We start from the raw sequence: 13,633 nt of genomic DNA on the forward strand, positions 1-13,633 counted from the left end.
GACGCGCCACCTGAAGCCAAGGATTGGGGTTCAGCCGAAGAACCAGTAGCAAACGCCAATCGCCGCCACGACCCCGGAGAATTCGGCCAGCAGCGCACACCCCACGGCATGGCGCGCCCGCTGGATGCCCACGGCGCCGAAATAGACCGCCAGCACGTAAAACGTGGTCTCGGTGCTGCCCTGGACGGTCGCCGCCACCATGGCCGGGAAGCTGTCGACGCCGGAAGTCTTCATGGTCTCGATCAGCATCGCCCGGGCGGCGCTGCCGGAGAACGGCTTGACCATCGCGGTCGGCAAGGCATCGACGAAGCGCGTGTCCCAGCCGGCCCACTGCACCAGATGCCGGATGCCGTCCAGGCCGAAATCCAGCGCCCCCGAAGCCCGCAGCACGCCCACCGCGCACAGCATCGCTACCAGGTATGGCAGCAACGTCTTGGCGACGTCGAAGCCCTCCTTGGCGCCTTCGACGAAGGCTTCATACACCTTGACCTTGCGCAGGGCGCCCACCACCAGGAACACAATGATCAAGCCGAACAGCGTCAGGTTGCCCAGGATCGATGACAACCCCGCCAGCGCCGTGGCCGAGAGCGTCGCCAGCAGCGCCATGAAACCGCCCAGCGCCAGCGCACCCGGGATCAGGTAAGCCAGCACCACCGGGTCCCACAACCGCAGGCGCTGCATGAACGCCACCGACAGCAGCCCCACCAGGGTCGAAGCGCTGGTGGCGAGCAGGATCGGCAGGAACACCAGGGTCGGGTCTGGCGCGCCTTGCTGCGCGCGGTACATGAAGATCGTTACCGGCAGCAGCGTCAGCGACGAGGCGTTGAGTACCAGGAACAGGATCTGCGCATTGCTGGCGATCGTCGGGCTGGGGTTGAGGTCTTGCAGGGCGCGCATGGCCTTGAGGCCGATGGGGGTGGCCGCGTTGTCCAGTCCCAGGCCGTTGGCGGCGAAGTTGAGGGTAATCAGGCCGATGGCCGGGTGGCCGGCAGGCACTTGCGGCATCAACCGCAGGAACAGTGGGCCGAGGACCTTGGCCAGCCAGTCGACGATGCCGGCCTTCTCAGCGATGCGCAGGAAGCCCAGCCACAGGGTCAAGGTGCCGAACAGCAGGACCATCACCTCCACCGACAACTTGGCCATGGCGAAAATGCTTTCCACCATGGCCGCAAAGATCCCGGCGTTGCCGCCGATCAACCACTGCACCAGCGCCGATACGGCTGCCACGATAAAGAAGCCAAGCCACAGGCCATTGAGCATCGGTCAAATCCCCCGGAAGATGCCGCGAATGATAGCGGGGCTGGCAGAAACGACAAACCCCGGATTTCTCCGGGGTTTGCTTGGCTTGATGTTGAATGTGCCGCCACCATCGCGAGCAGGCTCGCTCCCACAAGGAACACTCGTCATTGTGGGAGCGAGCCTGCTCGCGATGGCGGCCTCAAGGCAGGCATCAATTACTGGAAGTTTCCCCCACCGGCAGCGGCTCTTTGCTGCGCCAGTGCGGCAAGGAGTTCCAGTAGCGCTGGCCCTTGGCATCGTCGTACATGCCTTCCCAGCGGGCGATGACCAGCACGGCCAGGGCGTTGCCGATGACGTTCAGCGCGGTACGGGCCATGTCCATGATGCGGTCGACACCGGCAATGAAGGCCAAACCTTCCAGCGGAATGCCGACACTGCCCAAGGTGGCCAGCAGCACCACGAAGGACACGCCCGGCACGCCGGCGATGCCTTTGGAGGTGACCATCAGGGTCAGTACCAGCAGCAATTGCTGGCTGATGGACAGGTCGATGCCGTACAGCTGGGCGATGAAAATCGCCGCGATGCTCTGGTACAGGGTCGAACCGTCGAGGTTGAACGAATAACCGGTGGGCACCACGAAGCTGCAGATGGCTTTCGGCGCGCCGTAGGCTTCCATTTTCTCGATCACGCGCGGCAGCACGGTTTCGGAACTGGCGGTGGAATAGGCCAGCACCAACTCATCCTTGAAGATGCGCATCAGCTTGAGCACCGAGAAACCGAACAGGCGGGCGATCAGGCCCAACACCACGAAGGCGAAGAAGGCGATGGCGACGTAAACCAGGAGCACCAGTTTCGCCAGCGGCAGCAGCGACGCGAAGCCGAAGTTGGCGACCGTCACCGCGATCAGGGCGAACACACCGATGGGGGCGTATTGCATGATCATGTGGGTGACCTTGAACATGCTTTCCGACACGCCCTGGAACATTTTCACCAGCGGCTCGCGCAGGTCCGATTGCAGGCTGGACAGACCCAGACCGAACAATACGGAGAAGAAAATGATCGGCAGCATCTCGCCACGCGCAACGGCGGCGAAGATGTTCGACGGGATGAGGTTGAGGATGGTCTGGACGAACGCATGTTCATGCTGGACTTCCGCGGCCGTGGCCTGGTACTTGGAAATATCCACCGTACCCAGGGTGCTCATGTCGATGCCGGTGCCCGGCTGGAAGAAGTTGGCCAGCAGCAGGCCAACGACAATGGCGATGGTGGTGACGACTTCGAAGTAAAGGATGGTCTTGAGGCCGATGCGCCCGAGCTTCTTGGCATCACCGACCCCGGCAATGCCGACGATCAGCGAGGAAATCACGATCGGGATCACGATCATCTTGATCAGACGGATAAAGATATCGCCCGCCGGTTGCAGCACGTTGCTGATCCACCAGGCCTTCTCGGCACTGAAATGGTTGAGCAGCGCGCCCAATGCAATCCCGAGCACCAGACCGATGAGGATCTGCCAGGCGAGGCTTAGTCGTGCCTTCTTCATATCATTACCCTTACTTCAGTTGGACTCGGACAGTGGCGCGAACAGATCGTCGATGACGAAAAACACTCGCGCCCCTGCCCCCGTATAAGGTCACCCCGAGCGCGTGAGCGCGCTTACTGGCAGGCGAAAAAAGGCGCAACTATTGCGATGCAAGGGGGACTCGTCTAATGCCGTAAACGCCTACCCTATGCCGAATCGGCATGAGATTTTTCAAACGAAACCCGCCTTCCAAGCGGTTCGAATACGCCATTTATGCAGGCATAAGTGCCGCGAGCCGGCCATTTCAGCGTAGCTGGGCTTTCTCTCGCAAGCGTGGGGAACCGTTGTAACGGCCGCGAATCGAGACGCGCCCCCCGGGAGAAATTGCGTCGGCATTCTCCGATATACGGTCAGGGAAAGGGGAATAAATAGGTGGGAGGAGACAAAATGCCGCATCGCCGAGCGGCCTACGGCGCCCACTCAGGCAACCGCTCTGGCGCAAGCCTCTTACGCCACGAAGCGCGAGGCAAGTTCGCCAAGCCGTGAGGGCTTCGCGAACCTGCGTCGCAGCTTTTACCTGACCCGGCCCTTTCGCAGGCACCCCTTGTGCCCGTAGGTCACTCCGACCCTCATCGGTCAGAACGTCCCGGCCCCCTGGTCATGCACCGGCCCTCCTCGGGCTGTGCAGCAGAGAAAAGCAGGGCTGCTTTTCTCATTTTTCAAAATCAGTACCTGTTGGGGTCTTTCTTGAGTGGTTCCATTAACAGTTTCTGCATACCTTCATCGGGCTTGCCGAGGAAACGGTAGTCGGCGGGCAGCCCGGCGGGGACTTGCACCAACATGGCATAGGCCTCGTCCTTGTCGAAACTGAAGGCAACGATCAGGTGCTTGCTGCGACACGTTGCCTGGCTTTCACACAGCGGTCCCACCAGATACTTGTCGCCATCTTCCACGACAGCATGCATCTGATCCGAATCGCCCGACAGGTTCATCACCCATTCGGGCAGGCGTTCTTCTTTTTGTACGACGTGCTGCCAGGTCTCGCGGTATTGCGGGTCGGCCTCCAGCAACTGGTTGACGCGCATCTGCCCGTCATTGGCAGCCACTGCCATGGCACTGCCGCCCAGCAACAGGGCGGCGGCCAGTCCTTTGAATGAAACGCCCATGGTCAGCCTCGGCCACGACGGCCAAAGAAGAAGGACGCGATGAACATCACCAGAAACACGACAAAGAGAATCTTGGCGATGCCCGTGGCGGTGCCTGCGATACCACCGAAGCCCAGTACGGCAGCGATGATGGCAATGATCAGGAAGGTAATTGCCCAGCTCAACATGGTAATTCTCCTTACGCTTCTCTATTTAGTGAAGGTCTTGCGGTGATGGTTCCGGCGCATGGACGACCGGCTCATCGGGTTAAAACACCCAGCGCTCTTCACGCGGCATGGCAGTCAATGGCTGAGCCTGGTCAACATCCATCATGCGCATTGAAGCGGACGCTTCTTTGAGGCTGCTGACGGCGCTGAAATGGGTTTGCGAGGCACGGTGAATCGACACCTGCGGCGCTTCGGGTCGTTGGCTTTCATGCCAGAGCAACCATTGCTGGCCCGTTACGAGAGTAACCAGCAGCGCCAGGACAGCCCACAGGCCTTGCTGGATGTGCAGGGAAGATCGCCGCAACTGGGCGGCACTTTTAAATTGAGCGGCGCCAAATTGGGCGACACTTTGAAGATTCATCCTGGAATTCCTCCCCACCCGGGTGTGGTGATCTGATTGAGGCGCGCCAACGCCACGTTGACCAGAGCTTTGCAGTCTGCGTGCCAGGATTTTTCAACAGGAAAAAACCTTTAAAATCAATTAGTTGATTATTAAATACAAGGTATCGAGAGCGCATCCTGCACGATGACCCAGCCGCGAGTCGTGCGTATTGCACGAATGAAGGAGAAAAGACGTTAGATTGTTTTTGAATTGCCTGTCAGACACCGCTGTCAGAATGAGCGATGCGAACCGTCCGAAGCAGACGAATCATAAAAAAAAGAACTCAAATCAGTCTTTTAGGAGTCAGACGTCAACAGGGCCATTCTCGGTAGGTAATATCCCTTCAGAATCGACCATGCAACTTGCCCGATTTTTCTGACACTAACCAACATCATTCATTAAAGGAGCGTAGGAAAAATGGAATCCGCCACTGAGCACCAAGGCCGCATTCTCCTGGTAGACGACGAGTCCGCCATCCTGCGTACGTTCCGATACTGCCTGGAAGATGAGGGCTATAGCGTCGCCACCGCCAACAGCGCCACCCAGGCCGATGCACTGCTGCAACGCCAGGTGTTCGACCTGTGTTTTCTCGACCTGCGCCTGGGGGAGGACAACGGTCTGGATGTCCTGGCGCAAATGCGTATCCAGGCTCCCTGGATGCGCGTGGTCATCGTCACCGCTCACTCGGCGGTCGATACGGCGGTCGATGCGATTCAGGCCGGGGCGGCCGATTATCTGGTCAAGCCTTGCAGCCCTGATCAATTGCGCCTGGCGACCGCCAAGCAATTGGAAGTACGCCAACTGTCGGCAAGGCTCGAAGCCCTTGAAGGGGAGGTGCGCAAACCCAAGGACGGCCTCGACTCCCACAGCCCGGCGATGAAAGTCGTCCTGGAAACCGCCCGCCAGGTCGCCAGCACCGATGCCAACATCCTGATCCTCGGTGAATCCGGCACCGGCAAGGGCGAGTTGGCCCAGGCGATCCACGGCTGGAGCAAGCGCGCGAAAAAGTCCTGCGTCACCATCAATTGCCCGTCGCTGACCGCTGAGTTGATGGAAAGCGAATTGTTCGGCCATAGCCGCGGGGCCTTCACCGGCGCCAGCGAAAGTACCCTGGGACGCGTCAACCAAGCGGACGGCGGAACGCTTTTTCTCGACGAGATCGGCGATTTTCCGCTGACGCTGCAACCAAAGTTGTTGCGCTTTATCCAGGATAAGGAATACGAGCGGGTAGGGGACCCGGTCACCCGCCGCGCCGATGTGCGGATTCTCGCAGCGACCAACCTCAACCTCGAAGACATGGTGCGCGACGGGCGTTTTCGCGAAGACCTGCTGTATCGCCTGAACGTCATCACCCTGCACCTGCCGCCGTTGCGAGAACGCGTCGAAGATATCCTGACCCTGGCCGACCGCTTCCTGGCCCGCTTCGTCAAGGAGTACGCGCGCCCGGCCCGGGGCTTCAGCGACGAAGCGCGCGAAGCGCTGCTAGGCTATCGCTGGCCGGGCAACATCCGGGAACTGCGCAACGTGGTCGAGCGCGCCAGCATTATCTGCCCTCAGGAAAAAGTCGAAATCAGTCATTTGGGCATGGCCGAGCAACCGGTCAACAATGCGCCGCGCATCGGTGCCGCACTGAGCCTCGACGAATTGGAAAAAGCCCATATCGGCGCGGTGCTGGCCACGGCCGACACCCTCGACCAGGCAGCCAAGACCTTGGGTATCGATGCCTCCACGCTGTACCGCAAACGCAAGCAGTACAACCTGTGAGCGACACCTTATGAAACTGGCGATGAAGCTGCGCACACGACTGTTTCTCAGCATCTCGGCCCTGATCACCGTGGCCTTGCTGGGATTGGTGCTTGGCCTGGTCAGCGTGATGCAGATGGCCGATACCCAGGAACAATCGGTACGCGACAACTTCATTCTGCTGGACCTTGGCCTCAAGCTGCGCCAGACCCTCGGCGATCAGTTGATGATCATGCTCGACGACAAGCCTGACCTGGCTGCGCTGGAGGCATCCAAGCAGCAATACCTGGCGCTGATCGACGAGGGTATCGCCCACGAACGCGGGCTGGACGATGCGCCAGCCAGCTTCAGGAGGGCCAAGTCCGACTACATGGAGTTTCTTGAGGCCTTCACCGCCTCTCGCCAGCAACCGAGCCCGCTCACGGGCATCAAGGACCTCACCGAAAAATTCAACGTGCTGCGCATTGGTCTGATCGAGGGTTATCGCCAGGCCTTGACCAACATCAGTGAAACCCAGAACCGCGCCCGTGAACACGCGATGTGGATTTCCGGGCTACTGGCGCTGGTGGGGTTTGCGGTGCTGATCATCGGGTTTATCACGGCCCATGGTATTGCCCGGCGTTTCGGTGCGCCGATCGAGGCACTGGCCGCCGCGGCGGACGACATCGGCCAAGGCAATTTCGAGGTCACGCTACCCGTTTCCTCGGCCGCTGAGTTGAATCTCCTGACCCATCGTTTCGGGGTCATGGCCCAGGCCCTGCGTGAGCATCAGGCCACCAATGTCGATGAGCTGCTCGCCGGCCAACAACGCTTGCAAGCGGTGCTCGACAGCATCGACGACGGCTTGCTGATGATCGACCGCCAAGGCCGGCTGGAGCACCTCAACCCGGTGGCCCAGCGTCAATTGGGCTGGGATGAGGCGCGCCTGGGCCAAGGACTGGGCGAGGCGCTGGGGCGCCTTGAGCTGGATGAAGAACTGCACCTGGTCCTGCGCGGTGGAACCCTGGAGCGCGCGCCGGAAGACCTGAGCATCGAGGTGGAGGGCGAGTCGCGGGTGCTCACCTACAGCCTCACCCCGGTCAGCCATACCCAGGGCCATATTCTCGGCGCGGTCATGGTGCTGCATGACGTGACCGAACAACGCGCCTTCGAACGGGTGCGCAGCGAGTTCGTCTTGCGTGCTTCCCATGAGCTGCGCACGCCCGTGACGGGCATGCACATGGCGTTCGGCCTGCTACAGGAGCGCCTGCATTTTCCAGAGGAGTCGCGCGAGGCCGACCTGCTCAACACCGTCACGGAAGAAATGCAGCGACTGATGCAGCTCATCAATGACCTGCTGAACTTCTCTCGCTACCAGAACGGCCTGCAGAAGCTGACCCTGGCGCCTTGTTCCATCGACGATCTATTGGAAGCGGCCCGGCTGCGGTTCGCCGAGCAGGCCCAAACCAAGGATATCGAGCTGCTCGTGGCGATCCAGGGCCCGCTCCCGCGATTGCATGCCGACGCTGCGCAACTGGATCGCGTGCTCGATAACCTGATCGATAACGCCCTGCGCCACACCGCCGAAGAGGGGCAGATCCGCTTGCAGGCACGGCGTCATGGCGAGCGGGTGATCGTCAGTGTCGAAGACAACGGTGAAGGCATTGCCTACGGCCAGCAGGGACGAATCTTCGAACCTTTCGTCCAGGTCGGACGCAAAAAGGGTGGGGCTGGCCTCGGCCTGGCGTTGTGCAAGGAGATTGTCCAGCTCCACGGCGGGCGCATGGGCGTTTATTCAAGGCCGGGGCAGGGCACACAGTTCTACATGGCGCTGGCGGTCTGAGCTCATGGCCTGAGGAGGCTCAGGCTTCGTCATCGAGGCGGCGTCCACGCAGGCGTCGGCCACGGGTAATCAGTTCGATGAGCTGCACCGCGCTGAGGGCATGGGCGAACAGCCAGCCCTGGCCAAACCTCACCCCTTCGCTGCTCAAATAGCACGCCTGGGCTTCATGCTCGATGCCTTCGGCTATCACCTTGAGTTCCAACGCATGGGCCATGCGAATGATGTGTGGGGCCACGCCGCTGCTGGCGGCATCGTGGCCCAAGGCGTCGATAAAGGCCTTGTCGATTTTCAAGCAGTCCACCGGCAGGGTTTGCAGGTAGGCCAGGCTGCAATAGCCGGTGCCGAAATCGTCGATCAACACCTGATGCCCGACGTCGCGCAGCGATTGCAGGTTGTCCCGGGCGACCAACGCATCGACCAGCCCACGCTCGGTCACTTCGAAGGCAATCTGGTGCGCCGACACGCGATGCAGCGCCAGCAGGCGGGCGATCACTTCGCCAATACGCGGCACCATTACATCGCAGGCCGCTAGGTTCACCGAGATATACAGCTGCGGATTGGCCCGCAACAGCTGGCCCAATTGATCGAACAGCCGCTGCAGCACGAAATCAGTGATCTGGCGGATCTGTCCGGTGTTCTCGGCCATCGGGATAAACAAGTCCGGGCTGGTTAGGGTGCCGTCCGGTCGTCGCCAGCGCAGCAAGGCCTCAGCCCCGACGCAGTTACGGCTGCTCAGGTCGAAAATCGGCTGGTAAAGCACCTGCAATTCACCACGCCGGATGGCGCCGTGCAGTTCGGCGTCCATGGACTGGCGCTGGCGCGCCAGCAGAAACACCTGGAAACCAATCCCCAGGCCCAGCATCAGGCTGATGGGCAACACCCACCAGGTATTGGCCGGAACCTGAAAACCGTTGCGCTGGGCGATCAGCACCAGTTGATACACCGGGCTGTCGGTCGGCATCCGGTAGATCAACCGGTTCTGCGTCACTTGCAAGGCATTGTGGCTTTTCGGTGGCCAAGGCTCGACCGGCGGCCAGTATTGGTCAGTCCCGAGTACGGGAATGGCCCGTTTACCGTTATCCAGGACGACCAGCAGGCTGCTGCCCGGTGGTAAATCGACCACATCGGTCAAATGCCCGCGGGACGTGGCCACCCGAAAGTTGCCGCGGCCCAGCATCAATGCTGCGCGGTCTTCGTCGGGCTCGGTGGTGCTGTTGAGCCAGTAATTGTAGGTTGGCCCGCGGATATCGGGCGGGCGGGTCACTGACAACCCGCTCTGGCGTGGACGATTGGAGCAGGCGCCGCGGCCATCGATATACACCGCCTCGTAGACGAAACGGTAGTTGAAGCTGACCTGTTGCAATGTCGCGATCATGTCATCGTCGCATCCGCGCAACGGCTGGTTTTGCAAGTCGTCGAGGCTTTCACGCAGTTGCCCGAAAAGTTGTTCCAGGCGCTGCAGAAAGCGCTCGCCCTGGGCATTCATCTGATCGCTTTCACGCTGCTGAATCTGCTGCACGACCACGAACAGACTCCCCGCCAGCAGCAGGACGGTACTGAGTGCAGTTGCCATCATCGCCAGGAAAAGGGGGCGATGGAGCCAGCTGTGTAGGGTTTCGCGGGCAGCCGTCATCATTGGTAATCCGAAAGTTACCAATGAGTTATAGCTTCTGATTTGGATTTGGTCCGATCCGTCAGACGGGCGTCATTATTTTGTCTGGTTGAGCACCTGCAGAATCGCCGCGCTTTGCGCGTCCGGCGTGCCATCAAAGCGGGTCGGTCGGTAGTGCATTTGGAAGGCGGCCAGCACATGGTGGGTGGCCACGTCCCACTCGCCGGTCTGAGGCGTCGGGTAACCCAGGCGGGCCAGCTCGGCCTGGAACCAACTGGCAGGCGGCAACTGTGGCGCGAAGACGGCTTGCTGGCGGGCAACGGCCTGTTCATCTGGCCAGACCCCCAAACCGGCTTGTGCCAGGCGCTTCCAAGGGAACAGCGGCCCCGGATCGAGTTTGCGCAGGGGGGCGATGTCGCTGTGACCGATGATGCTGCGCGGGTTAATCCCGTTACGCTCGATGATGTCCTTGAGCAATACGATCAAGGCCTGGACCTGGGCTTCGCTGTAGGGATACCAGAGGCGCCCGGTGGGCGTGTCGACAAAACCCGGATTGACGATTTCGATGCCGATGGAACTGGAATTGAGCCAGGTCCGGCCTTCCCACTCGCTGTCCCCGGCGTGCCAGGCACGTCGGCTTTCATCCACCAGCTTGTAGATAGTCGCGCCTTTATCGTCGCCGATCAGGTAATGGGCACTGACTTCGCCATGGGTCAAAAGGGCCAGTGAACGCTCGAGGGAAGCCGAGGTGTAATGCACCACCACGAATTGGATGCGGTTGTCATGGTTGACGGAGGGGTGACGGGTGTCGAGCCGCGGGCCGCTGGTGCAGCCGGCCAGGATAAATAAAGAAACAATGAGCGAGAAAAATTTCATGGCGGAAGGCAATACGCACTGTGAGTAATGCAACAGTGTAACGTATCGCCTCGCGATGATCCGGTGCGCGCGGTGATATTAAACAAATTGGAACAATTAGCCCCTTAGCCCAGTTCCACATGGTTGCGACCGGCATTTTTTGCCCGATAAAGCGCCTGATCGGCTCTTTTAAGCACCATATCGCTGTGTTCACCCGCTTTGAAGGCGGTCAGGCCAATGGATACCGTTACCGTCACCGGCTCGCCCTTGAAATGAAACGGACAGGCTTCAATGGCCAGGCGCAGCGCCTCGACCAGCTTGGCGCCGGCAGCCAGGGAGGTATTGGGCACCAGCAGAACAAACTCCTCGCCACCAAAACGCGCAATGAAATCGCTGCCACGCAGGCGTTTACGCAGGACCGAGGCGATGAGTTTCAGCACCCGGTCACCGGCCAGATGGCCGTAGTTGTCATTGATGCGCTTGAAATGATCGAGATCGAGCATGGCCAGCAGCAAGCTGTTACCGCGTTTGTGCCACTGGGCGACTTCATGCTCCAGACGCTCGGACCAGGCGGCGCGGTTGGGCAGCCCGGTGAGCGGATCAATCAGCGCTTTTTGCCGCTGTTCCTCGAGATTTTCCCGCACGACCTGGGCATCCTGCTCCATCAGCGCAACGCGATCGGCCAGGCTTTTCAGGCGAGCCGAGACCTCCTGCTCGCGTTGATCACGTTGCTGGCGGTGGTGGTCCATCGTACCGAGCAAGCCTTCGAGGTGATTTTCGAGCACTTGCTTGAGGCCTTCCAGGTCATCGGCGTCCTTCACGCTGCTTTGCAGCCCGTCCACCTGTTCACGAATCTGGGTGTCCATTTCCCTAGAGGCCGACAGGTTTTCGGCTTGGTCTTCACTGGCGGCCTGCAGGCTGCTCTGGAATGACTCGAGCCGATCGTTGAGGCGCTGCAGATACGCTTCGAATTCATGCTGGCCGGTGTCTGTGATGGCCAGCATCAGCACAGCCAGATCATCGAGGATCGGCAGTAATTCGTACCAGTTCAAACCATTTCGCAGACGCTCACACAGGGCTTCAGCTTGTGGTCGATGACGCTCGGGCAAGGCCAGGTCGCCCAAAAGGCCCAACAGCGTGTCTTCAATATGCTTGGCGACCGAGCTGTAGGACGGCTCTGGCGAATCGGGCAGGGCGTACTGGGCGTCAGCCACATCGGCGCCTTCCAGGGGCTCGTCGAGCTCCGCAGGAGGCTGCGAGGGGGCGGGCAGGACCTGGGTGGGCTCCTCGGGCATCAGCTCATCGGGATTCTCGAGTGTGGACGCCGCAACCGGACGCTCATCGGCGACCGGCGTCGGCGCGGGCTCGGTTGCTTCGTCGTCCGGTTCACTGGCGGGCTGAACCACTTCGGCTGCAGGTGTTGGAGCGGGCACTGGAGCGCTCTCGATCTGCGGCGCAATCAGGGCAATCGGTTCGGGCGTCGTCTCCAACGCTGGCACTTGCTCCGCCACCGATGGCTGCGGTGCTGGTGCTGGTGCTGGTGCTGGTGCTGGTGCTGGTGCTGGTGCGACGGATTCTGCGGCCGTTGCCGGCTCCGCGGCTACAGACAGGGCCATTTCCGAGGCAGGTACCACGCTGGCCTGGGCTGGCTCGCGGGGCTGGGGCGTCGCGTCCTCGTGGTCTTGGACACCAAACAGCCGTTGCAGCAGGCCGGGACGACTCGGTTCGACAGGTGCGTCCAGGGCACTGAGTGCCTTGCCTTGCAGACCGCTCAATTCGCTGAGCAGCAGCGGAATTTCCCGGGCCTGGCCGGCCCGATCTTCCAGTTGCCTGGCAAACTTCTTCAACGGCCGGCTGACCTCTTTCGGCAGCGGCAGGCTCTGCAACTGGGCAACCAGGGCGATCAGCGCGGAGCTCGTCTGCTCGACCCGGGTCTCGCGACGCTGCTCGGATTCGAGTACGGCTTTCTCCAGGCGCGGTAGCAGGGCAGCGAGGCCGGCATCCATGTCATCGGTGCGCACCACCTCGCGCATCTCTTTCATGCATTGATCGACCGCCCGGTCAGATCCCTCGGCGGCCAGGGTGCTACGCACCAGGCCACGACGCAGCAAGTCGAGGCGAGCCGCCCAACGGCGCTCGAGCTTTTCCTGCTGCTCGATACTCTTGAGGTACTTCTCTCTCCAGCGTTCGGCGTCGTCGCTCATTCATCGGATCCGCGAGGGGCAGTACTCAGCACGGGGAATGCATCGGCCGTGAGCGAACCCGGCAAACGAATTTCTACCGCGACCGGCAAGTGATCGGAAATGGGTTGGGCCAGCACCTCGACACGTTCGAGGGTCAGGGTCGGGCTCAACAAAATATGGTCCAGGCAGCGCTGGGGGCGCCAGCTGGGGAATGTCGCTTCCAGTTGGGGAGCGAGCAGACCGAGATCGCGCAGAGGCGAAGTCTGCAGCAAATCGGTGGCATGGGTGTTCATGTCGCCCATCAGCACCTGGTGCTTGTAGCCACCGATCAGCTCGCGAATGTACGCCAGCTGCATCGTCCGGGTACGCGCCCCGAGCGCCAGGTGCATCATGACCACGACCAGCGCCTCGGGACCTTCGCCGAAACGCGCGAGGATCGCCCCGCGCCCCTTCGGCCCCGGTAACGGATGGTCTTCGATCGCCCACGGACGCAAACGACTCAACACACCATTGCTGTGCTGGCCAAGACGTCCGAGGTTGCGATTGAGTTGCTGGTACCAGTAGGGAAAGGCGCCCAACTGGGCCAGGTGTTCCACCTGATTGACGTAGCCGGACCTCAAGCTTCCGCCGTCGGCCTCTTGCAGGGCCACCAGGTCGAAGTCCTTGAGCAGGTCGCCGATTTTCTGCAGATTACCGGCACGCCCGGTGTGCGGCAGCAAATGTTGCCAGCCGCGAGTCAGGTAATGCCGGTAGCGCTCGGTGCTGATACCCACCTGGATATTGAAGCTGAGCAGCCGCAAGCGGCTATCGCCAGGCAGGCCCGTGGAGAGGACATGATGCTCATTGACCCGCGGTTCATGCAGGCCAACGATGCGTTCGGTGTTCCAGCGGGCCATGGGCGTG

The 13,633-nt window shown here is 61.1% G+C and carries 11 protein-coding genes; 2 read left to right on the forward strand and 9 right to left on the reverse strand.

The window, feature by feature from the left end; genetic code table 11:
• Positions 1–30: 30 nt before the first annotated feature.
• The 5 genes from AACY31_RS12885 to AACY31_RS12905 form a co-directional block, all read right to left on the reverse strand.
• Entirely contained in the window at positions 31–1,260 is a 1,230-nt protein-coding gene (locus tag AACY31_RS12885; protein WP_339479772.1) for a nucleoside recognition domain-containing protein, read from the reverse strand.
• Positions 1,261–1,450: 190 nt separating this feature from the next.
• Positions 1,451–2,782 (reverse strand): glutamate/aspartate:proton symporter GltP, encoded by a 1,332-nt coding sequence (gene gltP / locus AACY31_RS12890; RefSeq protein WP_339479774.1) that lies wholly within the window; start codon positions 2,780–2,782, stop codon positions 1,451–1,453.
• Between the two features lie 704 nt (positions 2,783–3,486).
• Positions 3,487–3,927, reverse strand: a complete 441-nt coding sequence (locus AACY31_RS12895) for an inhibitor of vertebrate lysozyme family protein (protein ID WP_339479775.1) — start codon at positions 3,925–3,927, stop codon at positions 3,487–3,489.
• Positions 3,928–3,929: 2 nt separating this feature from the next.
• Positions 3,930–4,094: a DUF1328 domain-containing protein gene (locus tag AACY31_RS12900; RefSeq protein ID WP_003177151.1), complete on the reverse strand. Its 165-nt coding sequence runs from the start codon at positions 4,092–4,094 to the stop codon at positions 3,930–3,932.
• Positions 4,095–4,173: 79 nt separating this feature from the next.
• Positions 4,174–4,494: a hypothetical protein gene (locus AACY31_RS12905; protein WP_339479777.1), complete on the reverse strand. Its 321-nt coding sequence runs from the start codon at positions 4,492–4,494 to the stop codon at positions 4,174–4,176.
• Between the two features lie 438 nt (positions 4,495–4,932).
• On the opposite strand from AACY31_RS12905, the gene algB reads away from it, so the two are divergent.
• Both algB and AACY31_RS12915 read left to right on the forward strand, forming a co-directional pair.
• Positions 4,933–6,279 carry a sigma-54-dependent response regulator transcription factor AlgB gene (gene algB, locus AACY31_RS12910; RefSeq protein ID WP_339479778.1) on the forward strand — a complete coding sequence of 449 codons (1,347 nt, stop codon included), beginning with the start codon at positions 4,933–4,935 and terminating at the stop codon, positions 6,277–6,279.
• Between the two features lie 10 nt (positions 6,280–6,289).
• Positions 6,290–8,080, forward strand: a complete 1,791-nt coding sequence (locus AACY31_RS12915; RefSeq protein WP_339479780.1) for an ATP-binding protein — start codon at positions 6,290–6,292, stop codon at positions 8,078–8,080.
• 19 nt (positions 8,081–8,099) lie between these two features.
• On the opposite strand, the gene AACY31_RS12920 is transcribed toward AACY31_RS12915, so the two are convergent.
• The 4 genes from AACY31_RS12920 to AACY31_RS12935 all read right to left on the reverse strand — a co-directional run bounded on the left by AACY31_RS12920 (position 8,100) and on the right by AACY31_RS12935 (position 13,626).
• On the reverse strand, positions 8,100–9,713 hold the full coding sequence (locus AACY31_RS12920; protein WP_339479938.1) for an EAL domain-containing protein: 1,614 nt from the start codon (positions 9,711–9,713) through the stop codon (positions 8,100–8,102).
• A 75-nt stretch (positions 9,714–9,788) separates the two neighbouring features.
• A complete protein-coding gene (locus AACY31_RS12925; protein ID WP_339479782.1) occupies positions 9,789–10,568 on the reverse strand; it encodes an N-acetylmuramoyl-L-alanine amidase in 780 nt (259 codons plus the stop codon).
• Positions 10,569–10,672: 104 nt separating this feature from the next.
• Positions 10,673–12,751, reverse strand: coding sequence for a GGDEF domain-containing protein (locus tag AACY31_RS12930; RefSeq protein WP_339492886.1), 2,079 nt, complete (start codon positions 12,749–12,751; stop codon positions 10,673–10,675).
• Entirely contained in the window at positions 12,748–13,626 is an 879-nt protein-coding gene (locus AACY31_RS12935) for an endonuclease/exonuclease/phosphatase family protein (RefSeq protein ID WP_339479784.1), read from the reverse strand. The genes AACY31_RS12930 and AACY31_RS12935 overlap by 4 nt, the downstream gene beginning before the upstream one ends.
• Positions 13,627–13,633: the final 7 nt, after the last annotated feature.

This window comes from Pseudomonas sp. RL_105y_Pfl2_101 (assembly GCF_963970585.1).
In the GTDB taxonomy this organism is placed as follows: domain Bacteria; phylum Pseudomonadota; class Gammaproteobacteria; order Pseudomonadales; family Pseudomonadaceae; genus Aquipseudomonas.

Bases quoted from the DNA above. Each gene is read 5' to 3' on its own strand.
- AACY31_RS12885 (WP_339479772.1), bottom strand. From the start codon at position 1,260: ATGCTCAATGGCCTGTGGCTTGGCTTCTTTATCGTGGCAGCCGTATCG.
- gltP (WP_339479774.1), bottom strand. From the start codon at position 2,782: ATGAAGAAGGCACGACTAAGCCTCGCCTGGCAGATCCTCATCGGTCTG.
- AACY31_RS12895 (WP_339479775.1), bottom strand. From the start codon at position 3,927: ATGGGCGTTTCATTCAAAGGACTGGCCGCCGCCCTGTTGCTGGGCGGC.
- AACY31_RS12900 (WP_003177151.1), bottom strand. From the start codon at position 4,094: ATGTTGAGCTGGGCAATTACCTTCCTGATCATTGCCATCATCGCTGCC.
- AACY31_RS12905 (WP_339479777.1), bottom strand. From the start codon at position 4,494: ATGAATCTTCAAAGTGTCGCCCAATTTGGCGCCGCTCAATTTAAAAGT.
- algB (WP_339479778.1), top strand. From the start codon at position 4,933: ATGGAATCCGCCACTGAGCACCAAGGCCGCATTCTCCTGGTAGACGAC.
- AACY31_RS12915 (WP_339479780.1), top strand. From the start codon at position 6,290: ATGAAACTGGCGATGAAGCTGCGCACACGACTGTTTCTCAGCATCTCG.
- AACY31_RS12920 (WP_339479938.1), bottom strand. From the start codon at position 9,713: ATGACGGCTGCCCGCGAAACCCTACACAGCTGGCTCCATCGCCCCCTT.
- AACY31_RS12925 (WP_339479782.1), bottom strand. From the start codon at position 10,568: ATGAAATTTTTCTCGCTCATTGTTTCTTTATTTATCCTGGCCGGCTGC.
- AACY31_RS12930 (WP_339492886.1), bottom strand. From the start codon at position 12,751: ATGAGCGACGACGCCGAACGCTGGAGAGAGAAGTACCTCAAGAGTATC.
- AACY31_RS12935 (WP_339479784.1), bottom strand. From the start codon at position 13,626: ATGGCCCGCTGGAACACCGAACGCATCGTTGGCCTGCATGAACCGCGG.